The following is a 21403-nucleotide window of genomic DNA, read 5'->3' as shown; positions in this document are numbered from 1 at the left end:
GCGAGGAGAGGGAGGGCACATGCCCGAGAGCGGGGCGTCCGGGGCATCCATATCGAATGAGGCGCAGGCGGCCGTACCGAAGACGGAACCGGCCGCCCGCGCCGTGCGGCGCACCTCGCTGCTCGTCACCCTGGTCCTCGGCGGACTGACCGCCACGCCCCCGCTGGCGATGGACATGTACCTCCCCGCCCTCCCACAGGTCACCGAGGCGCTGACCGCGCCCGCCGCGACCGTCCAGCTCACCCTCACCGCCTGTCTTGCCGGCATGGCCCTCGGCCAGCTGGTGGTCGGCCCGATGAGCGACCGGTGGGGCCGCAGACGCCCGCTGCTCATCGGCCTCGCGGTCTACGTCCTCGCCACCGCCCTGTGCGCGCTTGCGCCGACCGTGGAGTTCCTGGTCGCCTTCCGCCTCGCGCAGGGCCTCGCGGGCGCCGCAGGCATCGTCATCGCACGCGCCGTCGTCCGCGACCTCTACGACGGTGTGGCGATGGCCCGCTTCTTCTCCACCCTCATGCTGGTCTCCGGCGTCGCGCCGATCGTGGCGCCGCTCATCGGCGGGCAGATCCTGCGGGTCACGGACTGGCGGGGTGTGTTTGTCGTGCTGACCGTCGTCGGGGTGCTGCTGGCGGTGCTGGTGTGGGCGCGGCTGCCCGAGACGCTCGCCCCGGCCGACCGGCACGCGGGCGGGGTCGGACAGGCGCTGCGCTCGATGCGCGCACTGCTCGCCGACCGCGCCTTCGCGGGCTACATGCTGACCGGCGGCTTCGCCTTCGCCGCGCTGTTCGCGTACATCGCGGCGTCGCCGTTCGTGATCCAGGAGATCTACGGCGCCTCTCCGCAGACGTTCAGCCTGCTGTTCGGCCTGAACTCCGTCGGTCTGGTGGCCGTGGGCCAGATCAACGGCAAGGTGCTGGTCGGACGGGTGAGCCTGGACGCGGTCCTGGCGGCCGGGCTCGGCGTGGTGGTGCTGGCGGCGGGCGCGCTGCTGCTGATGGCGACGGGCGTGTTCGGCGAGGTCGGCCTCGTGCCGGTGGCCGCCGCCCTCTTCGTCCTGATGTCCGCCATGGGCGTGACCCTGCCCAACACCCAGACCCTCGCACTGCTGCGGACGAAGCAGGCGGCGGGTTCGGCGTCCGCGCTGCTGGGTACCTCCTCCTTCCTGATCGGCGCGGTCGTGTCGCCGTTGGTCGGGGTGGCGGGGGAGGACACCGCCGTCCCGATGGCCGTCGTCCAACTGGCCGCCGCACTGGTGGCCTCGGCCTGCTTCATGGGACTGTGCCGTCCCTGGAGCAGGCGTGCCGGCGTGGAGGGAGCGGAGAGCTGAGCGCACCGAGACTGCGCGGCGACACACCCGAGCGGGCCGGCCTCGACCCCGAGGAGCTGGGGCGGCTGGTCAGCGAGGTCCACGACCTGACGACGGGCGAACGGCCCTGGGCGGCGGGCGCGGTGGTGCTCGCCGGACGTGGCCCCTGTGTGGCCGTGGAGGAGGCGGCGGGCTGGGCGGTCCGTTATGCCTCGTACGACCCGGAGACGGACACGGGCGTGGAGCTGCCGCCGGCGTCCCGCGTCCCGATGACGGTCGGCACGGCCTTCGATCTCGCCTCCCTGACGAAGCTGTTCACCGCGGTCGCCGCCGTGCAGCAGATCGAGCGGGGGACGCTGGGCATAGACGCGGAGGTCGGGGCGTATCTGCCGGAGTTCCGCGGGGCGGCCCGCCACGGCGTGACGGTACGGCAGCTGCTGACGCACACCTCGGGGCTGCGCCCCGAACTCCCGCTGTACGACTGCGCGGACGAGGAGGCGATGCTGGCCCGCCTGCGGGCGGAGGTCCCGATCGGGGTCCCGGGCACGTACTGCTACTCGGACCTCAACATGCTCCTGCTCCAGCACGTTCTGGAACGCATCACGGGCCGCGGCCTGGACGTCCTGATCCACGACGGCATCACCCGTCCCCTCGGCATGGCCGCGACCCGGTTCGGCCCGTTCCCCGGCGCGGCGGCGACCGAGGACCAGCGGCGGCCGTGGGCGAAGGCGGACCGGGGGATGCTGCGGGGGGTGGTGCACGACGAGAACGCCTGGGCGCTGGGCGGGGTGGCGGGCCACGCGGGCCTGTTCTCCACGGCACGCGACCTCGCCGTCTTCTGCCGCACCCTGCTCGCCGGCGGCTCCTACGGCCCGGCCCGGATCCTCGGCCCGGACTTCGTGGAGCTCCTCCTCGACCCGCCCGGTCTCGGCTTCGCTCTGGACCAGGAGTGGTTCATGGGGGAACTCGCGGGCCGCGGCGCGGCGGGCCACACCGGCTTCACCGGCACGATGCTCGTCCTGGACCGGGCGACGGACACGTTCCTGGTCCTGCTGGCGAACACGGTGCATCCGCGCAGGAGGCCACCGGACAGCCGGCCACGGGCCGCGGCGGGGTCACGGGTGGCCCGGGCGGTACGGGAGCGGTGAGTCACTCAGAACGGGCTCGGCACCTGAGCCCAGACGATCACCATGAGGATCAGCTGGAGCAGGCACACGGCGCGTGCGGCCCGCCATCTGAAAGAGACCGCCGCGGTGGCGGCGAGGAACAGCGCGGACAGCACCAGGCAGAAGAACGCCCCCGCCGCCGTGTCGGGGTCACTCGTCGGCGTCGTTTCGACACCCACCGCCGGAAGGCTCAACGCCAGCATCGCGACCGTGACGGTGTACAGACCTGCCGCGAGGACTCCCCGGGCCCACAGGCCCGCCTTCCGGTGCGTGACTGTCACTCTCGCTCCGCCCTGGATGATGCCGACGTGGCCCGGATTAGAATCTGGGGGTGAACGACCCCGTGGCCTCGGCCGAGACTCTGCGTGCCGCCCTCGACGGCCTCCTCGACGGACTTCCGCCCCGGCAGGCCGCCACCGCGGTGGAGCGGCTGATCGCCAACTATCGCGGGGCCACTCCCACCGACGCCCCCATTCTCCGGGACCGCGCCGACGTGGCCGCCTACGCCGCATACCGGATGCCCGCCACCTTCGAGGCCGTGCACGCCGCGCTGGAAGCGTTCGCCGAGGCCGCTCCCGAGTGGGCGCCGGGGAGCCATGTCGATGTCGGCGGCGGCACCGGCGCCGCCACCTGGGCGGTCAGTGCCACCTGGCCCGGCCGGCGTCCCGTCACCGTGCTCGACTGGGCCGAGCCCGCGCTCGCCCTCGGCCGCGAGATCGCCGCCGCCAACCCGGCCCTACGGGACGTGCGTTGGCAGCGCTCTCGTATCGGAGCGGCGCTCTCCATCGAGAGCACTGATCTCGTCACGATCTCCTACGTCCTCAATGAGCTCGCGGAAGCCGACCGCGCGACGCTGGTCGACACCGTCGCCTCCGCCGCCCAGGCCGTCGTCATCGTCGAGCCCGGCACCCCGGACGGATACGCCCGGATCATCGAGGCCCGGCAGCGGCTCGTCGAGGCCGGATTCCGGATCGCCGCCCCCTGCCCCCACAGCGCCGCCTGCCCCATCGTCCCGGGCACCGACTGGTGCCACTTCTCCGCGCGGGTCAGCCGCTCCTCCCTGCACCGGCAGGTCAAGGGCGGCTCCCTCGCGTACGAGGACGAGAAGTTCGCCTACGTCGCCGCCGCCCGGTTCCCGGTCGTCCCGGCCCCCGCCCGAGTCGTCCGCAAGCCTCAGATCCGCAAGGGGCAGGTGCTGCTGGATCTCTGCGAGGCCGAGCCCGCCCTCGCCAGGACGACCGTCACCAAACGCCACGGCGACCTCTACAAGGCCGCCCGTGACGCGGACTGGGGCGACGCCTGGCCCCCGGCGGAGTAGCGGGCCGCCGGCTCAGCGGCCGGAACCACCGGATCCACCGGGGGCACGGCTCAGGCGTCCGCCTGCCCCTCCGCCCCTCGGCCCTCCCCGCGACTTTCTCCTCGCCTCTCCTGGAGCTTGCGCAGCAGCTCCCGCTTCTGGGCCTGCGGGTCCTGGGCGCCACCGCCCCGGCCGCCCCGGGCGCCGCCGCGCAGGGCGTCCCGTCCGAGGTTCTTTCGGGTGCCGCCCACTCCGAGCATGTTTCCGCCTCGCGTCATCGCCGGGCTCCTTCCTCATGACGAACAGCTCAGACGATACGTATCGTCTCGCTTATGGCCTTCTCACTCTCCGGCGAGACGGTCCGTCTTGTCAACCTGATAAATTTGCCCCATGGCCAAGAACCTCGCCCCCGACTCCACCCGCCGCAGCGAGAAGTCCCGCCGCGCCATCTACGACGCCGCCCTCGCCCTCGTCGGAGAGGTCGGCTACCCCAGGACGACCATCGAGGGGATCGCCGCCCGCGCCGGTGTCGGCAAGCAGACGATCTACCGGTGGTGGTCCTCCAAGGCCGAAGTGCTCATGGAGGCGTTCCTCGACCTGGGCGAGCAGGCCAGCCGGGACGCCGGGCACGAGCCGTACGCCATCCCCGACACCGGCGACCTCGCCGCCGACCTCAAGACGGTGCTGCGCGCCACGGTCGACGAGCTGAAGAACCCCCGTTTCGAGGTGCCCTCCCGTGCGCTCGCCGCCGAGGGGGTCGTCAACGAGGAGCTGGGCCGGAAGTTCGTCGCCAAGATGCTCGAACCCTCGCTCCAGCTCTACGTCACCCGGCTGCGCGCCGCCCAGGAGACCGGCGAGGTGCGCCCGGACCTCGATCCGCGCATCGCCCTCGAACTGTTCGTCTCCCCGCTCGCGCAGCGCTGGCTCCAGTACTCCGGGCCCATCTCCCACGAGTACACCGACACTCTCGTCGACTACGCCCTCTACGGCCTCGCGCCCCGCTGAGCTGCCCGCTGAGTCGCCCGCTGCCCCACCCGGGCCAGCCGCCCCGGCGCGTCCGTGATCACTCCGTCGCAGCCCAGCGCCAGCACCCGGTCCCGCTGGGCCGGGGTCACCACGGTGTGCGCCCACACCCGGGGGATCCCGGACCGCACCGCCCGCCGCAGATCCGCGTCCCGGGCCCGGTGGTCCACGTCCAGGACGTGCACGTAGGAGCGCCAGCGCTCCGGCCGGTCGGTGCGCAGCTGACGGGCCGAGCGCCACAGCTGGGTCAGCAGGCCCAGCCGGTCGGCGCGGCGGGCCAGCGCCGGGTCGTTGGTGTTCACCAGCACCGAGCGGGTCAGGCCCCGGGCCCGGATCAGCGCCGCCAGCGGGCCGAGCCCCCTCGGGTCCTTCACCTCCAGCATCAGCACGATCCGCCCGCCGAACCGGTCCAGCACCTCGGCCACCGTCGGCGGCCGCTCCGCACGCCAGTGGCCCGGCAGCGACGGCGCCGGACGCAGCCGTACCGTCCGCCAGTCGCGGGCGTCCAGGGCGCGCACCTCGCCGGAGCGGTTCGTGGTGCGGCGCAGGGTCGGGTCGTGGAGGACCACCGGGGTGCCGTCGCGCAGGACGCGGGTGTCGAAGTCCAGGACCTGGGCGGTCCCGCGCGCGTACGCCGCCGCCAGGCCCGCCATGCTGTTCTCGGGGACCTCGCGGGCGCCGCCGCGATGGGCGACGTAGGTGATGCGGGGGAGCGCGTCGACGGTCAGGGGCGCCGTGCCCCACTCCAGCGGGGCCGGGGAGATCAGGGCGGCCGCGCACGCCGCGGAGGCGGTCAGTCCGGTCCAGGTGACCATGGCGACACCGTAGGGTCGTAAATCATGTCAAAGCGTGCAATGACACTCGATCCCGGGCTCGTCCCACCCGCCCCTGTCGTCGGCTGCGACCCCCCGAAGCGCATGAAGGTGGGACGATAAGGCATGCTGTTCGGCACGACAGCGAGGCGAGGGGATAGATGAGCGACCGAGGCATTCAGGGCAAACTCTCCCGGTGGCTGCGCGGCCGCCGCCCCCAGCAGACCGCCGATGACGGCGGTCGCGAGGCCCTGCTGCTCGCCGCCGCCGAGGCGGGACTGCCGCTCGCCCCCGCCGCCCACCCGGCCCCCGGCTACCGCTGCTCCTGCGACCGCGTCGGCTGTCCGACCCCCGCCCAGCACCCGGTGTCCTTCGCCTGGCAGACGCAGTCCACCACCGACCGCGCCCAGATCGAGCGCTGGGCCCGCCACCAGCCACAGGCCAACTTCATCACCGCCACCGGTATGGTCCACGACGTCCTGGACGTCCCCCTGGACGCCGGCCGCGAGGCCCTTGACCGCCTCCTCGGCGCCGGGGTCGAGGTCGGCCCGGTCGCCGAGCGCGACGACGGCCGCCTGCTCTTCTTCACCCTCACCCGCGGCACCCCCGAGGACGAGGACGAGTGGTGGCCCTGCGAGCTGGACTGCCACCCCGAGACGATGGACGAGCATCCGGGCCTACGGTGGCACTGCCGCGGTTCGTACGTCCTCGTACCGCCCGCCCGGCTCCCCGGTGACGACCAGAACGTGCGCTGGGTCCGCGGCCCCGAGCATCCGCTGCCGGATCCGCTCAGCCTGCTGGAGGTCCTCACCGACTCCTGCGCCCGGCACGCGGGGCAGGAGTCCGATCACGCGCACACCGCCTGGCCCTCGCGGCGCTGAACGGGCCGCTGCAATAGGGGCGCGCTACTCGCCCTTCGCCCCCGTCAGCCCCTCGATCCGGCCCAGCACCGACACCGCGCCCGAGCCGTTCGCCGGGTCCAGGGCCACCTCGTTCGAGACGAACTCCATCGTCAGCGACTGCTTGATCTCACCCTTCGTCAGGGCCAGTACGTCCTTGTTCGGGGTGGGCACCGAAGTCCCCGGGGCGGCCGTCTGCTTCTGGTAGTGGTGCGTGGCGAAGAACACCAGCGCCCCGCCGTCCGCCGTGCGCAGCGCCAGCGGCGCGTAGTCGCCCTCGGTCAGCGGCTCGTCGATGTACTGCGTGACCAGACCGGGCCGTTCGGCGTTCTTCGTGCGCTTCTCCCGCCAGCCCGAGGTGTGGCTGCCGTCCGCGAAGGTCTCCCCGCCGTCCTTCAGGAAGGCCGTGTAGTCCTTGCTCAAGTCGGCCGGGGCGATGGCCAGTTCGGCGGAGTTCGCGTCGACCGCCTCGGCCCAGCCGTCCTTGTCCTTCTTGAACTCCGGCAGTTGGTCCGGCGCCACCAGCGTCAGATAGGCGGCCTCCCACGGCGCGTCCAGCGCGTCCCGGGTGAACACCAGCAGCCAGCGGGAGTCACCGCCGCGGTTGCCCTGGGCGTCCGCCAGGAACCAGCGCGGCCAGCCCGGCTTCTTCGGGATGGTGAACTCGGCGTCCGTGAACTCCAGCGGAGTGTGGGCGGAGTTGCCGTCCGGATTGTTGGCGCGCCCCGCCTCCAGCCGCGCCTCGTCGATGTCACCGAGGGCGCCGGTGACATGGTCGGCGTCCAGGGAGCTGTCGTACGCCTCGTCAGCCGCGTTGTAGGCGGCCGTGAAGTCCTTGAGGGCCTTGGCGGCCTCGGCCTGGGTGGCCGCGGGGATCATCTCCCGCTCCCCGTGCACCACCACGCACCCGCTCGCCGTAAGCGACAAAGCGGTCAGGGAGGCCGCTATCAGCACCCTCCGGTCAAGACTGCGAAGCCTTCGAGGGCCGCGATCCGTGCTCATCGGGTACCTTCACCTTCCCCTTCCCGGAGGCGAACCCTACCGGGGCGAGGAACAGCGCGAGTGTCGGGACCAGGTACAGCAGCCACACCGTGACCTGGAGCACGGTCGGATCGGGCTGGAAGTTGAAGACACCCTTGAGCAGCGTGCCGTACCAACTGTCCGGCGGGATCGTCCCGGTGATGTCGAACGCCTTGTTGGTCAGGCCCGGCAGCCAGTCCGCCTCCTGGAGGTCATGGAAGCCGTACGCCAGCACCCCCGCCGCGACCACGACCAGCATGCCGCCGGTCCAGGTGAAGAACTTCGCCAGGTTGATCCTGAGGGCGCCGCGGTAGAACAGCCAGCCGAGGACGACCGCGGTGGCCAGGCCGAGCCCCGCTCCGATCGCCGGGTCCGCCGAGCCGTCGCCGGCCGCGCGCACCGACGTCCACACGAACAGCGCCGTCTCCAGGCCCTCCCGGCCCACCGCCAGGAACGCCGTGGCGACCAGCGCGCCCGTGCCCATCTGCAGCGCCGCGTCCAGCTTGCCGTGCAGCTCCGCCTTCAGGTGCCGGGCGGTGCGCCGCATCCAGAACACCATCCACGTCACCAGGGCGACCGCGAGGACCGACAGCGTGCCGCCGAGCGCCTCCTGCGCCTCGAACGTCAGCTCCTGGGAACCGAATTCGAGGGCGCAGCCGAAGCCCAGGGCGAGCGCCACCGCGACCCCGATGCCGATCCAGACGGGCTTCAGGGCGTCCCTGCGGTCCGTCTTCACCAGATAGGCGACGAGGATGCAGACGACCAGGCTGGCCTCAAGTCCCTCGCGCAGACCGATCAGATAGTTCGCGAACACGGTCCTACGCCTCCCCTGCGAACAGCGCCCGGCCCCACCAGTCGTCCTTGTCGCGGACGCCGGGCGGGATCGCGTAGACCGCCGAACCCACGTGCTGGATGTACTCGTTGAGCGTGTCGGTGGCCAGGTTGCGCTGGACCGGGATGAAGCCCCGGCGCACGTCCTTCTGGTACGCCAGGAAGAACAGGCCCGCGTCCAGGCGGCCCAGGCCGTCCGTGCCGTCGGTGAAGGAGTAGCCGCGGCGCAGCAGCGTCGCCCCGTCGTTGGAGTCGGGATGCGCGAGCCGTACGTGCGCGGTCGGGAGCATCGCCTTCAGGAACGGCTCGTCGCGCTCCTTGGCCTTGCCGACCGGGGCGCCCTCGCCCTTGTCGCGGCCGAAGATGTCCTCCTGCTCCTGGAGCGAGGTGCGGTCCCAGGTCTCGATGTGCATCCGGATCCGCCGGGCGACGAGATAGGACCCGCCCGCCATCCAGTCGGGCCCGTCCTTCCCGTCGACCCACACGAACTTCTTCAGCCGGTCGGTCTCCGTCCCCGCGATGTTGCGGGTGCCGTCCTTGAACCCCATGAGGTTGCGCGGGGTCTGCGCCTCCGGGGTGGTGGACGAGGTCTTCCCGAAGCCAAGCTGCGACCACCGGATGACGACCTTGCCGAAGCCGATCCGGGCGAGGTTGCGGATGGCGTGCACCGCGACCTGCGGATCGTCCGCGCAGGCCTGGACACACAGGTCACCGCCGCTGCGGTTCCTGTCCAGGTTGTCGCCCGCGAACTTCGGCAGGTCGACCAGGGCCTCGGGACGGGCGTCGGCCAGCCCGAACTTCTCGAACAGGGACGGCCCGAAGCCGATGGTGAGGGTCAGCCGCGAGGGCTGGAGCCCCAGCGCCTCACCGGTGTCGTCCGGCGGCGCCTCGGGCAGCCCGCCGAACCCGCCCTCGCCGACCGGGTGCCCGGCGGTCATCCGGCGCGCGGCGGCCGTCCAGTCCTTCAGCATCCGCACGAACTCGGCCCGGTCCTCGGTCTGCACGTCGAACGAGGCGAAGTGCAGCCGGTCCTGGACGGGCGTGGCGATGCCGGCCTGATGGGCGCCGTGGAAGGGGATGGCGGTGGTCGGCGCGGGTGTGTCGTCACCGGTACGAGCCATCGCCACCGCACCACCGGCCGCGGCGGCGCCGAGCGCGAGCCCGGCGCCGCCCCAGCCGATGAGGGCGCGGCGGGACGGGGATTCCGAAGTCATGTTGGTTGCCCCCTACTTGGCGACGACGGCTGCGGCGAGCTTGGACAGCGGTTCCGCCAGCGCGTTCACCGCGTCCGAGAGGTCCTTGCGGTCGGCGTCGCCGACCTTGTCGTACGAGGTGAACTCGTAGGAGTCCTTCTCCGCGCGGTACTTGTCGAGCAGCGTGTCGAGGGCGGCGAACTGCTTGTCAAGTTCGGTCGTCAGGGCCGGGTCGTTCTCCTTCGCGACCGGCTTCAGCAGCTCGTACGACTTCTCCGCGCCCTCGACATTGGCCTTGAAGTCGACGAGGTCGGTGTGCGAGTAGCGCTCCTCCTCGCCGGTGACCTTGCCGGTGGCGACCTCGTCGAGGAGTTCCTTGGCGCCGTTGGCCATGGAGGTCGGGGTGATCTCGGCCTTGCCGACGCGGTTCTGCCAGTCCTTCAGGTCCGTGATGAGCTGGTCCGCGAGCTCCTTGTCGGCGTCGGTGATCTTCTTGTCGTCCCAGAGGGACTTCTCCAGCCGGTGCCAGCCGGTCCACTTCTGGCCGTCGTCCAGGCCGTCCTCGCGGACGTCCACCTTCGGGTCGATGTCGCCGAAGGACTCGGCGACCGGCTCGGTGCGCTCCCAGCCGATCCGGGACGGCGCGTACGCCTTCTTCGCGGCCGCGAGGTCGCCGTCCTTGACGGCCTCGGCGAAGGTCTCGGCGAGCGGGAGGGTCTCGTCGGCCTGCTCCTGGACGTACTGGCGATAGGCGGCGACGGCCTTGTCGAGCCGAGGATCGCGCTTGGTGGTGGTTCCCCCACCGGTGGCCTTCACGGCCTGTCGGATGCCGTCGCCCTTCATGCCCGGCTTACAGGCGATCTGGTAGTCACCGGCCTTCACTTCGGCGGTGACGCGCTGCTTGGTGCCGGGGCCGATGTTCTCGCGCTCGGTGACGACCCGGTCGTCGGGGAAGAGGATGTAGACCTCGGTGACCTTGGATCCCTTGTTCTCTATCGCGAGTTCGACGTGTCCGGCCGGGAACTCCTTGGTGGAGACCTCGCACTTGTCGTCCGTGGCGGTGACCTGGACGACCCCGTCCCCGCCGTCACTGCCCTTCTCGGTGCACCCCGTCACGGCGGTCAGGGCCGCGACGACGGTGGCGGCTAGGGCGGAGAGTCTGGCGGCGCGCATGAAGGCTCCTGGGAGTGACCGGGGGAACACCACACGTAGGTGAGGCTCACCTAACGTACTTACGGTGGCTCAAAAGTGGTGTCATGATTTGGTCAAGCGCGGCCACAGGTAGGTCAAAGGGGAGTCAAAGATTCCGGCGAGGGGTGACGAGGAGGGCGCCGGTCCGAGGATGGGCGAGCACTTCAACGGCCTGTTCGTAGACCTCGGACAGCAGTTCCTCGGAGAAGACCTGCGCGGGCGGACCATCGGCGGCAACCCGGCCGGTGCGGAGTACGGCGACGCGGTGGGCGTAGGCGGCGGCGAGCCCCAGATCATGCAGCACGACGACAACGGCGTCCCCGGCCGCCGCGCGCTCCCGACATACCCGGAGCACCAGTTCCTGGTGCCGGAGGTCCAGAGCGGCGGTGGGCTCGTCCAGTAGCAACAGGGGCGCACGCTGGGCGAGCACCCGGGCCAGCGCGACGCGGGCACGCTCACCACCGCTGAGCGCGGAGAACGAACGTGGCGCAAATTCGACCACGTCGGTGGCCTTCATCGCTTCAGCGACGGCGGCGTCATCATCCTCCGCGCCGAGCGCAGTCCAGGGCGCCCGCCCCATCCGCACGACGTCCTCCACGGAGAAGGGAAAGCTGAGCGCGGCGGCCTGCGGCAGCACGGCCCGGCGCAGGGCGAGCTCGGGGGCGGACCACTCCGTGGCGGGGCGCCCATGAATCCGTACGACGCCCCCGTCGGCCGGGGTGTCGGCGGCGAGCGCACCGAGCAGCGTGGACTTACCGGCACCATTGGGCCCGACGAGAGCGAGCACCTCTCCGGCACGGACCCGGATATCGACTCCGTGGAGGACGTCCCGGGCCCCGAGCCGGACACGGAGACTCTCGGCCTCGGCAAGGACGTCACCGGGCGCGGCGGGGGGTGGGGGAGTGGGCCGGGGGCGGAGGAGTCTCATGGGCGGGCCTCTTCGGTGGGATGGGGATGACGGGGGCGGGGATTCATTCGGCCGAGGGGTCATGGAAGTCGGGGCGAGGCAGGTCTCCCCAGGGGCGCGGGGAACTGCGGGGCCGGCCCCCACGCACCCGCACCCGACATAGAAGCGGCAGGTGGGCGAAGACTGAGCGAGCCCGGTTCCCCCAGGGGCGCGGGGAACTGCGCGACCAGCCCCCACCCACCCGCACCCGACATCGATGCGACGCACGGAGACTGAGCGAGCCGTAGAAGTTGGGGCGAGGCCGGTTCCCCCAGGGGCGCAGGGAACTGCGCGACCAGCCCCCACCCACCCGCACCCGGCAGGCAACCCCCTACGCCCACCCCCCATGCCGCCGCCGAGTCCGACGCAGCAACCAGAAGAAGAACGGGCTGCCCAGCAGAGCCGTGAGAACACCCAGCGGCAACTCCGCCGGCGCAGCCATCGTGCGGGACGCCAGATCCGCCGCCAACAGCACCAGCGCCCCCAGCAGCGCACTGGCCGGCACCAGGAACCGATGCCCCGGCCCCACAGCCATCCGCAGCAGATGAGGGACGACGAGCCCCACGAAGCTGATGATCCCGGAGACACTCACCGCCGCCGCCGTCAGCAGCGCGATGACGAAGACCAGCGTGATACGGAGCCGTTCGACGTCCACACCCAGGTGCCGCGCCGGACGCTCGCCCAGCGACAGCAGGTCCAGGCGACGGGCGTACAAAGGAGCCACCCCCAAGCCCAGCGCAGCGCACGGCAGCACCGCCACCACCTTCGGCCACGTCGCCTGCGACAACGACCCGAGCTGCCAGAACGTGATCTGCTGGATCGCCGCCGCGTCCGCGAAGAACAGGAACAGCCCGATCACCGCCCCCGCGAACGCGTTCACCGCGATGCCGGTCAGGATCAGCGTCACGACCTCCGTACGCCCCCCGGACCGGGACAGCACATACACCAGCAGCACCGTCACGAGCCCCGTCACGAACGCCGCCACCGAAACCGTCCACGTCCCGAGGAAGTTCAGCCCGAGCGCGATCGACGCCACCGCCCCCACCGCCGCGCCCGAGGAGATCCCGATGACCCCCGGCTCGGCGAGCGGGTTGCCGAACACGCCCTGCATCAGCGCCCCGGCACACCCCAGCGAGGCCCCGATGAGCAGCGCGAGGACGATACGCGGGAACCGCACGTTCCACAGCACCGACTCCGCCACCCGGTCCAACTCCCTTCCACCGAGCCCGATCCGGTGCTGCACGGAGGCGAGCACCTCACCCACCGGCACCGGATAGGCTCCGGTCCCCGCCGCGACCGGCACCAGGACGAGCAGGGCGAGGACCAGCACCGCCGTCAGCAGCCAGGCGGCCGTACGGGGCCCGCGTCCCGGAGTCTCCGCCGCCCGGGGCGCAGCCGACTCCGCCTTCTCCAACACCGTCACCCGGCACCGTCCTTGTAGAAGAGCTGCTGGAACCGCTCCACGAGTTTGATTAGGTTAGCCTTGCCTAATTCGACAGGAAGCCGCTGGATGGCTCGAAGTCACCTCACCGCCCGAGTGATGTTTGAATGCCCCCGTGACTGACTACGACGTGCTCCGGGTGTTCTGCGGCCCGCGCGGCGGATACGGCAACGAACTGGGTGTCGTCCGCGAGGGCTCCGTGCTGCCCGAGCGCGAGGAGCGGCAGGCGCTCGCCGCCAAACTGGGCTTCAGCGAGACGGTGTTCGTGGACGACCCCGAGCGGGGCGTCATCGACATCTACACCCCCAGCACGCGGCTGCCGTTCGCCGGTTACCCCTGCGTCGGGGCGGCCTGGCTGCTGGACGTGCCCGAACTGGTCACGCCCGCCGGGGTGGTCGGGGCCCGGCAGGACGGGGAGTTCTGCTGGATCGAGGCACGGGCGGAGTGGGCGCCGCCGCGGACGCTGAAGCGGTACCCGACGGCGGCGGAGGTCGACGCGCTGCCCGTGCCGCCGCCCGGCGAGTGGATCTACGCCTGGGCGTGGGAGGACGAGTCCGCGGGCCGGATCCGCGCACGTGGCTTCCCCGGCCGGGGCGACGGCATCGACGAGGACGAGGCCACCGGAGCGGCCGCGATCCTGCTGACGGAACAGCTAGGCCGCGCCCTCAACATCACCCAGGGCTCGGGCTCCCAGCTCCTGACGGCACCGCAGCCCGGAGGCTGGGTGGAACTCGGGGGACGGGTCTACCTGGAACGCTGAGCCCTCAGCTCGCCCCGACCGCACTCACGCCGACAGCGGGAACTCCTCACCCAGCGCCCGGAACACCGCGGTGTTCAGCGCGAACGCCTTCTTGCACTCCGTCACGATCCGCTGCTTCTCCAGGTCGTCCGCCCGTACCCCGTCCAGGAGTTCGCGGTAGGACCGCTTGAAGGCCGCGGGGTTGGTGATGCCCTCGAAGACGTAGAAGCGGACGCCGTCGCCCTTCTTCTCGAAGCCCCAGGTCCGCTCCGCCTTGTCGCGGATGATCTGGCCGCCGGAGAGGTCCCCGAGGTAGCGGGTGTAGTGGTGGGCGATGTAACCCGCGGGCCAGGTCGCGGCGCACTCCCGGACCCGGTCCGCGTACGCGCGCGTCGCGGGCAGCGCCGTCACGCCCGCTCGCCACTCCGGACCCCGCAGATGCGCGAGGTCCCGCTCCAGCGCCGTCAGCCGGAACAGCTCCGGCTGGATGAACGGCCCGGTCACCGGATCCGACGCCAGCCGCTCGGCTCCGCTCTCCAGCGCCTCGTAGACGAACCACAGTTGCTCGGTGTAGCGCGCGTACGCGTCGACGCCGAGGCGCCCGCCGAGCAGATCGCTCATGAACGTCGAGGTCTCCGCCTCCACATGCTGCTCGTGCGAGGCGGTGCGGATGACGGTCGAGAAGGAGTCCATGGCGGCCATCCTCTAAGGTAAGGCTTACCTAAGTCAATAGGTTTGCCGACGCCCTGTCGGTAAAAGCGTACAAGAAAAGACCCGCCCCCATCAGGGGACGGGCCTCGGGGCCCCGGAGGGCTACGGCAGCGTAAGGATCTCCGCCCCCGTCTCCGTCACCACCAGCGTGTGCTCGAACTGCGCCGTGCGCTTGCGGTCCTTGGTCACGACCGTCCAGCCGTCGTCCCACATGTCGTACTCGTGCGTGCCCAGCGTCAGCATCGGCTCGATCGTGAAGGTCATCCCGGGCTGGATCACCGTCGTCGCGTGCGGGCTGTCGTAGTGCGGGATGATCAGGCCCGAGTGGAACGACGAGTTGATGCCGTGGCCGGTGAAGTCCCGGACCACGCCGTACCCGAAGCGCTTGGCGTACGACTCGATCACCCGGCCGATGATGTTGATCTGCCGGCCCGGCTTGACCGCCTTGATCGCCCGGTTCAGGGACTCCCGGGTCCGCTCCACCAGCAGCCGGCTCTCCTCGTCGACCTCGCCGACCAGGTACGTGGCGTTGTTGTCGCCGTGCACCCCGCCGATGTACGCCGTCACGTCGAGGTTGATGATGTCGCCGTCCCGCAGCACCGTGGAGTCCGGAATGCCGTGGCAGATGACCTCGTTGACGCTGGTGCACAGGGACTTCGGGAAGCTGCGGTAGCCGAGCGTCGAGGGGTAGGCGCCGTGGTCGCACATGTAGTCGTGCGCCACCTTGTCCAGTTCGTCCGTGGTGACGCCCGGTGCGATCAGCTTCGCCGCCTCGGCCATCGCCCGCGCGGCGATCCGCCCCGCGACCCGCATCGCCTCGACGGTCTCCGGGGTCTGCACCTCGGGACCCGTGTACGGAGTCGGCGCGGGCTTGCCGACGTACTCGGGGCGCCGGATGTTTCCGGGTACGGAACGGATGGGAGACAGCTCCCCTGGTACGAGCAGCGACTGGCCAGACATGCCAGCGAGTCTAACGAGCCGCCGTGGGGGAACATGTTCCCTGCGAGAGGAGCAGGTCATGCCGTTGTTCAAGAAGCGCACGGTCGGCAAGCCGGGCGAGTGGTACTACTGCCTGGAGCACAAGAAGGTCGAGGAGGGTCCGGACTGCCCCGGCAAGGACCGGTTCGGCCCGTACGACTCCCGCGCGGAGGCCGAGCACGCGATGGAGACCGCCCGCGAGCGCAACCTCGAGTGGGAGAACGACCCCAAGTGGCACGACGCCCCCAGGACGGGCACCGACGACGACTGATCAGGCCCCCAAGGGCGCCTGCGCCTGGGCGGCGGCCCGCTGTTCGCGCACGCCCTTCGCATGCTCGCTCGTCCGGGCGTCGTACGTCATCAGCTTCGGCAGGCACAGCGCCAGCAGCCCCACCGCCCCGGCGCACAGCAGTCCGCCCGACCACACCGACGCCCGCACGCCCCACCACGCGGCGAACCCGCCCGACCTGACCTGGCCGAGGGTCGGTCCGACGGAGTACGACAGCAACTCGATCCCGGCGAGCCGCCCGCGCAGCTCGTCCGGGATCGTCTGGTTCCACATCACCCCGCGGAAGATCCCGCTGACCATGTCGCAGCCGCCCGCCACGGCCAGGAACAGCAGCACCAGCCACACGTTGCCCACCACGCCCGCGGCCGCGATCGCCACGCCCCACAGCGCCGCCGCCAGCACCACCATCCGCCCGTGCCGATGGATCCGCCCGGTCCAGCCGCTGCTCACGCTCACCAGCAGCGAACCGAACGGCACCGCCGCGTACATCAGCCCCAGCGACCACTCGGCGTCCAGCTCGTCCGCCAGGAACGGCAGCACCGCCAGCGGCATCGCCAGGAACATCGCGGCCAGGTCGATCGCGTAGGTGCCGAGCAGCTCCTTGCGGCCCCACGCGTACCGGGCGCCCTCCGCGATGGCCTTCAGCGAGGGCTTCGCCGCCTCGTGCGCGGCGGGGGAGGAGGCCAGCGGAATGATCAGTACGACGGAGACGGCGAAGGTCAGCAGATCGGCGGCGTAGGCCCAGCCCAGGCCCGCGTACGCCACCACCACACCCGCCAGCGCCGGGCCCGCGACCCCGCCGACCGTCCAGCGCAGGGCGTTGAGGGAGGCGGCGGCCGGGAGGTGCTCATGGGCCACGATCCGCGGCCACAGCGAGTCCAGCGCCGGGCGCTGCACGGACACCAGCGCCGAGGACAGCGCGGCCACCACGTACAGCGGCCATACGGCGGGCTCCGGCAGCAGCGCGTTCACCAGCAGCGCCGCGCTGAGCACCCCCTGCCCCGCCTCGGTCCAGATGATCAGCCCGCGCTTGTCCATCGCGTCGGCGAGGGCGCCGCCGTACAGCCCGAACACGATCAGCGGGATCAGCTCCACCGCCCCGATCGCCCCGACGGCCGCCGCGGAGCCGGTCAGCTCCTTGATCTGCACCGGCAGCGCCACGAACGTCAGAAAGCTGCCGAAGTTGGAGATCAGTCCTGACAGCCACAGCCGCCGGAAGTCGACGGAGGCGTGCCAGGGGGTGAGGTCGGGGAGGAAGGAAGCCACGAGGAGTCATCGTCCGCAGCGGCCGGAGACCGGGGCAACTTCTTTTTGTCAGCTACTGCTGCGAGGCCCTCACCACCGCGCCGGCGGCGGTGCCGTCAAGGACTCCGCCAACCGGGACAGGCGGTCCCGGAAGCGGCCGCGCCCCCGCCCGGAGGGCACCGCGTTCTCGCCGGCCGCCGCGCTCACCAGGTGCTGCACCGTGTCCAGGTCGAGGTCCGTGCCCTCCGGCACGGCCAGTGACTCGTGGGCCATCGTCACCAGGTCACCCTCGCCGGGGCCCAGTGCCAGTACCGTCGCCCCGGCCCGACGGGCGTCATGGACCCGCTCCAGCAGCGCCGGGCCCGGCCCCTGCGGCGACACCACCAGCAGCGTCTCCCCCCGCCGCGCCGCCGCCAACCGGCCCAGCCCGACCGCCAGATGCGCCGGATCCGAGGCGCGCGCGTCCTGCCGTACCAGTGTCGGGGTCAGCTCGGGCGTCCCCGACCAGGCGGCCTCGTCGACCAGATGGGCCGCCAGATGCCACGGCTCGTGGTCCGGGGTGCCGACCAGCAGCAGCCCGCCGCCGTGCGAGACCACCGAGCCCCGCAGCACGCCCGCGAACCGCCGGGTGGCCCCCAACCACTCGGTCCCGGCGAGCACTTCGCGCAGCAGCGCGACCCGTACGGCGTCCATGGCCGCATCCTGCCGCACCGCGCCACTCGTGACCGCCGGTTCACCCTGAATTCGCCCAACCTGGGCATGCGGTACGACATGTCTGCATCCGCCGCCCTGCCCGCCTCCGTCCCCTTCCGTGCGGGACGCGAGGGTTACGCCAGTTTCCGGATCCCGGCCGTCGTCGTCAGCGGCGCGGGTACTCTCCTCGCCTTCTGTGAGGGGCGGGTGGAGTCCGCCCGTGACTGGGGGCATATCGACATCGTGCTGAAGCGGTCGACGGACGGTGGCCGGACGTGGGGTCCGCTGACGGTCGCCGCCAGCAACGGAGTCGACCTGGCCGGCAACCCCGCCCCCGTCGTCCTCGACACCGGGCGGATCCTCCTCGTCCACGTCCGCTCCGCCGCGTCCGCCTCCGAGGCCGCCATCCTGCGCGGCGAGGTCTCCGACGCCGACGGGCGCCGCGTGTGGGTGCAGCACAGTGATGACGACGGGGTCAGCTGGTCCAAGCCGCGGGAGATCACCGAGTCCGTCAAGAAGCCCGGCTGGCGCTGGTACGCCACCACCCCGGGCCACGCCCTCCAGCTCCGCACCGGCCGGATCGTCGTCCCCGCCAACCACACCCTCCCGCCCACCGGCACAGACACCGGCACCGAGGCCAAGTACAACAGCGGCCACTGCCTGCTCAGCGACGACCGGGGCGCCACCTGGTCGCTCGGGTACCTGGACGAGAACACCAACGGCTACATCAACGTCAACGAGACCACCGCGGCCGAACTCCCCGACGGCCGCGTCTACTTCAACACCCGCAACGACTCCCCGTCCCCCGGCAACCGCGCCGACGCCCACTCCAGGGACGGCGGGCGGACCCTCCACCACCCCTTCCGCCCCCAGGCCGGACTCGACGGCCCCGTCTGCGAGGCGAGCGTCCTCCAGCTCCGCGACCCCGATCTGCTGCTCTTCTCCGGCCCCGCCTTCCCCGACGGCCGCGCCCTGATGACGATCCGCGTCTCCACCGACTCCGGCACCACCTGGCGCCCCGGCGTCACCGTCGACGGCCTGCCCGCCGCCTACTCCGACCTGGTCCAAATCGACGCCGGCACCGTCGGACTCCTCTACGAGACGGGCGACTTCGGCGCCTACGAGCGGATCGTCTTCCGGCGGGTGCCCGTGACGCGGCTCACCTGACCGGAGTCCGCCCGGAGGGGCCGTCGAGGCGCACGTAAAGTCGGGCCATGACCTCTACCGACAGTGCTGCACAGAAGGCCCCCGCCAAGGACCCCTGGGACCTGCCCGACGTCTCCGGGCTCGTCGTCGGCGTGCTCGGCGGCACCGGCCCGCAGGGCAAGGGCCTGGCCTACCGGCTCGCCAAGGCCGGCCAGAAGGTGATCATCGGCTCCCGGGCCGCGGAGCGCGCGCAGACCGCCGCCGAGGAACTCGGGTACGGCGTCGAGGGCGCCGACAACGCCGAGACCGCCCGCCGCAGCGACATCGTGATCGTCGCCGTGCCGTGGGAGGGCCACGGCAAGACCCTGGAGTCGCTGCGCGAGGAGCTCGCCGGGAAACTGGTCGTCGACTGCGTCAACCCGCTCGGCTTCGACAAGCAGGGCGCCTACGCGCTCAAGCCGGAGGAGGGCAGCGCGGCCCAGCAGGCCGCGGCGCTGCTGCCGGACTCCCGGGTCACCGCCGCCTTCCACCACCTGTCGGCGGTGCTGCTCCAGGACCCGGAGATCGACGAGATCGACACCGATGTGATGGTCCTCGGCGAGGTGCGCGCCGATGTGGAGATCGTCCAGGCGCTGGCCGGCCGTATCCCCGGCATGCGCGGCGTCTTCGCCGGCCGCCTGCGCAACGCCCACCAGGTCGAGTCCCTGGTCGCGAACCTGATCTCCGTCAACCGCCGCTACAAGGCGCATGCGGGACTCCGCATCACGGACGTATGAGCGGATGGGGGACACTGGAGGGCGTCGTACCGCAGTGTCCCCCGACAGGAGACCCCCGCATGCCCCGCCTCGCCCTCTACGCCCTGGTCGTCTGTGTCCTCGCGGTGGCCGCCGCCGTCGTCTCCTTCGCGCAGGGCAGCTTCCTGGGCATCGTCTGGGTGCTGCTGGCGGGGCTGTCGTCCAACATGTGCTGGTACTACCTCAAGCGCCAGAAGGCCGCCGCCTACCAGAACCGGTAGAGGCTCCAGCCGTACGACGTCTCCAGCTCGCTGACGCCGAGGCCGTCGAGGATCGTGTTCACCACGTCGAGGAAGCCGTCCCGCACCGGGGGCAGCCACAGCAGCGCGATCACGAACAGCAGCCCGAACGGCGCGAACGGCTCCACCTGGCGGCGGACGTTGTACGACAGCCAGGGCTCGATCACGCCGTAGCCGTCCAGACCCGGCACCGGCAGGAAGTTCAGGATCGCGGCCGTGACCTGGAGCAGGGCGAGGAAGGCGAGCGCGACCCGGAAGTCGTCGGGGACGCCGTCCAGCGCGCCGAGCCAGAACGGCGCCGTGCACACCACCGCGAACAGCAGGTTGGTGAGCGGGCCCGCCGCCGAGATCAGGCTGTGCCGCCAGCGCCCCGGGATCCGTCCGCGCTCGATCAGGACCGCCCCGCCCGGCAGACCGATCCCGCCCATGATCAGGAAGACCACGGGGAGCACGATGCTCAGCAGGGCGTGCGTGTACTTCAGCGGGTTCAGCGTGAGGTAGCCCTTCGCGGCGACCGAGATGTCACCGCTGTGCAGCGCCGTACGGGCGTGCGCGTACTCGTGCAGGCACAGCGAGACGATCCACGCCGCCGTCACGAACAGGAAGACGGCGACGCCCGGCTGCTCGGCGAACCCGGTCCAGGTGGCCCAGCCGGTCACCGCCGTGACGGCCAGGATGCCGGCGAAGACAGGGCTCATCCGCCGGTCGCTGTGGCGGGTGGTGGTGGCGGTCAATGCGGCTCCCTGGACTGGTCGGCACGCGGTGTGCTGCCGCCCGACGGTACCGGGCGCACCGGGAAAACGTCTCGCGACAGGGGCCGGGTTCCAGAGAAGGTGGGGGGATGGGGATTTGGCACGTGTTCTACGCGGACTGGCAGATGGAGTGCTGCGGCACACCGTTCTCGGTGGGCGACGAGGTGAGCTGGCCGCTGCTGCTCGGCGAATCCGGCGACTGGGACGACGAGGTGGCCGAGGTCGTCGGGGAGGTGGCCCAGGTGAACGGCGTCCGGGTCCTGGAGGACGAGAGGGGACTCACCGTCGCCCTGCACGAGGACCCCGTCGACGTCGTCGCCCCGGAGGACCTCGGCGAGGAGCGGCCCGGCGACCGGATCCGCCTGGCCGGGCTGCTGACGGTCGAACGGCACGGGGGAGAGTGGCCGGAGGTCACCGGCCTGGTGCGGGCCGTGCGGGTCGTCAGCCAGGAGTACGCCGAGACCGAACCGGGTTCGCGCACCTGGGAGCCGGTGCCGGGGACCCGGTCGCTACGGGCGGTCGACACCTGCCCGAAGTGGTTCACGGACCCGGAACCGCCCACGGCGGGCCGAGGGCGGAGGGAATCCGGAGCACTGGTCACCCTGGAGGTCCCGGACCGCTGAAATGCCCCCTAGGGCCTGTCGTTTGGATCAGTCCGGCGTCGCGGGGTCTGGCACGCACATCTGCGGCGTTGT

The 21403-nt window shown here is 71.6% G+C and carries 25 protein-coding genes; 11 read left to right on the top strand and 14 right to left on the bottom strand.

The window, feature by feature from the left end:
• The first annotated feature begins 19 nt into the window (after positions 1 to 19).
• Entirely contained in the window at positions 20 to 1324 is a 1305-nt protein-coding gene (locus STRCI_RS12515; protein ID WP_269658989.1) for a multidrug effflux MFS transporter, read from the top strand.
• Entirely contained in the window at positions 1276 to 2451 is a 1176-nt protein-coding gene (locus STRCI_RS12510) for a serine hydrolase domain-containing protein (RefSeq protein ID WP_269658988.1), read from the top strand. Before STRCI_RS12515 ends, STRCI_RS12510 begins: the two co-directional genes overlap by 49 nt.
• 5 nt (positions 2452 to 2456) lie before the next feature.
• On the opposite strand, the gene STRCI_RS12505 is transcribed toward STRCI_RS12510, so the two are convergent.
• The gene (locus STRCI_RS12505; protein ID WP_269658986.1) at positions 2457 to 2750 is read right to left on the bottom strand and encodes a hypothetical protein; all 294 of its coding nucleotides are present in this window, start codon (positions 2748 to 2750) and stop codon (positions 2457 to 2459) included.
• Between the two features lie 50 nt (positions 2751 to 2800).
• Between STRCI_RS12505 and STRCI_RS12500 the strand changes: the two genes are divergently transcribed.
• On the top strand, positions 2801 to 3787 hold the full coding sequence (locus STRCI_RS12500) for a small ribosomal subunit Rsm22 family protein (RefSeq protein ID WP_269658985.1): 987 nt from the start codon (positions 2801 to 2803) through the stop codon (positions 3785 to 3787).
• Between the two features lie 50 nt (positions 3788 to 3837).
• Here STRCI_RS12500 and STRCI_RS12495 read toward each other — a convergent pair whose 3' ends face one another.
• Complete coding sequence (locus STRCI_RS12495) at positions 3838 to 4044, bottom strand: DUF6243 family protein (protein ID WP_269658984.1); 207 nt, start codon at positions 4042 to 4044, stop codon at positions 3838 to 3840.
• Between the two features lie 112 nt (positions 4045 to 4156).
• Between STRCI_RS12495 and STRCI_RS12490 the strand changes: the two genes are divergently transcribed.
• Positions 4157 to 4771, top strand: a complete 615-nt coding sequence (locus tag STRCI_RS12490) for a TetR/AcrR family transcriptional regulator (RefSeq protein ID WP_269658983.1) — start codon at positions 4157 to 4159, stop codon at positions 4769 to 4771.
• Here STRCI_RS12490 and STRCI_RS12485 read toward each other — a convergent pair.
• On the bottom strand, positions 4750 to 5604 hold the full coding sequence (locus STRCI_RS12485; protein ID WP_269658982.1) for a glycerophosphodiester phosphodiesterase: 855 nt from the start codon (positions 5602 to 5604) through the stop codon (positions 4750 to 4752). The genes STRCI_RS12490 and STRCI_RS12485 overlap by 22 nt on opposite strands.
• Before the next feature lie 158 nt (positions 5605 to 5762).
• Here STRCI_RS12485 and STRCI_RS12480 point away from each other — a divergent pair, with 158 nt between their 5' ends.
• Positions 5763 to 6482, top strand: a complete 720-nt coding sequence (locus STRCI_RS12480; RefSeq protein WP_269658981.1) for a bifunctional DNA primase/polymerase — start codon at positions 5763 to 5765, stop codon at positions 6480 to 6482.
• 24 nt (positions 6483 to 6506) lie between these two features.
• Here STRCI_RS12480 and STRCI_RS12475 read toward each other — a convergent pair whose 3' ends face one another.
• From STRCI_RS12475 to STRCI_RS12450, 6 genes are all read right to left on the bottom strand, one after another.
• Entirely contained in the window at positions 6507 to 7502 is a 996-nt protein-coding gene (locus STRCI_RS12475) for an SCO2278 family lipoprotein (RefSeq protein WP_269658980.1), read from the bottom strand.
• Positions 7462 to 8334, bottom strand: coding sequence for an iron uptake transporter permease EfeU (efeU, locus tag STRCI_RS12470; protein WP_269658979.1), 873 nt, complete (start codon positions 8332 to 8334; stop codon positions 7462 to 7464). Before efeU ends, STRCI_RS12475 begins: the two co-directional genes overlap by 41 nt.
• A gap of 4 nt (positions 8335 to 8338) precedes the next feature.
• Entirely contained in the window at positions 8339 to 9565 is a 1227-nt protein-coding gene (efeB, locus tag STRCI_RS12465; protein WP_269658978.1) for an iron uptake transporter deferrochelatase/peroxidase subunit, read from the bottom strand.
• Positions 9566 to 9577: 12 nt separating this feature from the next.
• Positions 9578 to 10717, bottom strand: a complete 1140-nt coding sequence (gene efeO / locus STRCI_RS12460) for an iron uptake system protein EfeO (RefSeq protein ID WP_269658977.1) — start codon at positions 10715 to 10717, stop codon at positions 9578 to 9580.
• Positions 10718 to 10841: 124 nt separating this feature from the next.
• Complete coding sequence (locus STRCI_RS12455; protein ID WP_269658976.1) at positions 10842 to 11663, bottom strand: heme ABC transporter ATP-binding protein; 822 nt, start codon at positions 11661 to 11663, stop codon at positions 10842 to 10844.
• Between the two features lie 349 nt (positions 11664 to 12012).
• Positions 12013 to 13098, bottom strand: a complete 1086-nt coding sequence (locus tag STRCI_RS12450; protein ID WP_269664533.1) for a FecCD family ABC transporter permease — start codon at positions 13096 to 13098, stop codon at positions 12013 to 12015.
• A 139-nt stretch (positions 13099 to 13237) separates the two neighbouring features.
• On the opposite strand from STRCI_RS12450, the gene STRCI_RS12445 reads away from it, so the two are divergent.
• On the top strand, positions 13238 to 13882 hold the full coding sequence (locus STRCI_RS12445; RefSeq protein ID WP_269658975.1) for a PhzF family phenazine biosynthesis protein: 645 nt from the start codon (positions 13238 to 13240) through the stop codon (positions 13880 to 13882).
• Between the two features lie 24 nt (positions 13883 to 13906).
• Here the strand turns inward: STRCI_RS12445 and STRCI_RS12440 are convergent, their stop codons facing one another.
• Both STRCI_RS12440 and map read right to left on the bottom strand, forming a co-directional pair.
• Complete coding sequence (locus STRCI_RS12440; RefSeq protein ID WP_269658974.1) at positions 13907 to 14554, bottom strand: biliverdin-producing heme oxygenase; 648 nt, start codon at positions 14552 to 14554, stop codon at positions 13907 to 13909.
• Between the two features lie 120 nt (positions 14555 to 14674).
• On the bottom strand, positions 14675 to 15532 hold the full coding sequence (map, locus tag STRCI_RS12435; RefSeq protein WP_269658973.1) for a type I methionyl aminopeptidase: 858 nt from the start codon (positions 15530 to 15532) through the stop codon (positions 14675 to 14677).
• Between the two features lie 58 nt (positions 15533 to 15590).
• Here map and STRCI_RS12430 point away from each other — a divergent pair, with 58 nt between their 5' ends.
• Positions 15591 to 15821 (top strand): hypothetical protein, encoded by a 231-nt coding sequence (locus tag STRCI_RS12430; protein WP_269658972.1) that lies wholly within the window; start codon positions 15591 to 15593, stop codon positions 15819 to 15821.
• Here the strand turns inward: STRCI_RS12430 and STRCI_RS12425 are convergent, their stop codons facing one another.
• Entirely contained in the window at positions 15822 to 17105 is a 1284-nt protein-coding gene (locus STRCI_RS12425) for an MFS transporter (RefSeq protein ID WP_269658971.1), read from the bottom strand. It abuts the gene before it with no gap.
• 69 nt (positions 17106 to 17174) lie between these two features.
• A complete protein-coding gene (locus STRCI_RS12420) occupies positions 17175 to 17777 on the bottom strand; it encodes a hypothetical protein (protein ID WP_269658970.1) in 603 nt (200 codons plus the stop codon).
• A gap of 78 nt (positions 17778 to 17855) precedes the next feature.
• Here STRCI_RS12420 and STRCI_RS12415 point away from each other — a divergent pair, with 78 nt between their 5' ends.
• The 3 genes from STRCI_RS12415 to STRCI_RS12405 are packed head-to-tail and all read left to right on the top strand — an operon-like array spanning position 17856 to position 19938.
• Positions 17856 to 18944 carry a sialidase family protein gene (locus STRCI_RS12415; protein ID WP_269658969.1) on the top strand — a complete coding sequence of 363 codons (1089 nt, stop codon included), beginning with the start codon at positions 17856 to 17858 and terminating at the stop codon, positions 18942 to 18944.
• 47 nt (positions 18945 to 18991) lie between these two features.
• The gene (gene npdG, locus STRCI_RS12410; protein WP_269658968.1) at positions 18992 to 19699 is read left to right on the top strand and encodes an NADPH-dependent F420 reductase; all 708 of its coding nucleotides are present in this window, start codon (positions 18992 to 18994) and stop codon (positions 19697 to 19699) included.
• 59 nt (positions 19700 to 19758) lie between these two features.
• A complete protein-coding gene (locus tag STRCI_RS12405) occupies positions 19759 to 19938 on the top strand; it encodes a hypothetical protein (RefSeq protein WP_269658967.1) in 180 nt (59 codons plus the stop codon).
• Here STRCI_RS12405 and STRCI_RS12400 read toward each other — a convergent pair.
• Entirely contained in the window at positions 19923 to 20690 is a 768-nt protein-coding gene (locus STRCI_RS12400) for a site-2 protease family protein (RefSeq protein ID WP_269658966.1), read from the bottom strand. The two genes, STRCI_RS12405 and STRCI_RS12400, sit on opposite strands and share 16 nt — an antisense overlap.
• Before the next feature lie 107 nt (positions 20691 to 20797).
• On the opposite strand from STRCI_RS12400, the gene STRCI_RS12395 reads away from it, so the two are divergent.
• On the top strand, positions 20798 to 21331 hold the full coding sequence (locus tag STRCI_RS12395) for a DUF6578 domain-containing protein (RefSeq protein ID WP_269658965.1): 534 nt from the start codon (positions 20798 to 20800) through the stop codon (positions 21329 to 21331).
• Positions 21332 to 21403 lie beyond the last annotated feature (72 nt).

This window comes from Streptomyces cinnabarinus (assembly GCF_027270315.1).
Classification (GTDB): Bacteria; Actinomycetota; Actinomycetes; order Streptomycetales; family Streptomycetaceae; genus Streptomyces; species Streptomyces cinnabarinus.
This window is presented reverse-complemented; position numbering and strand designations above follow the sequence as displayed.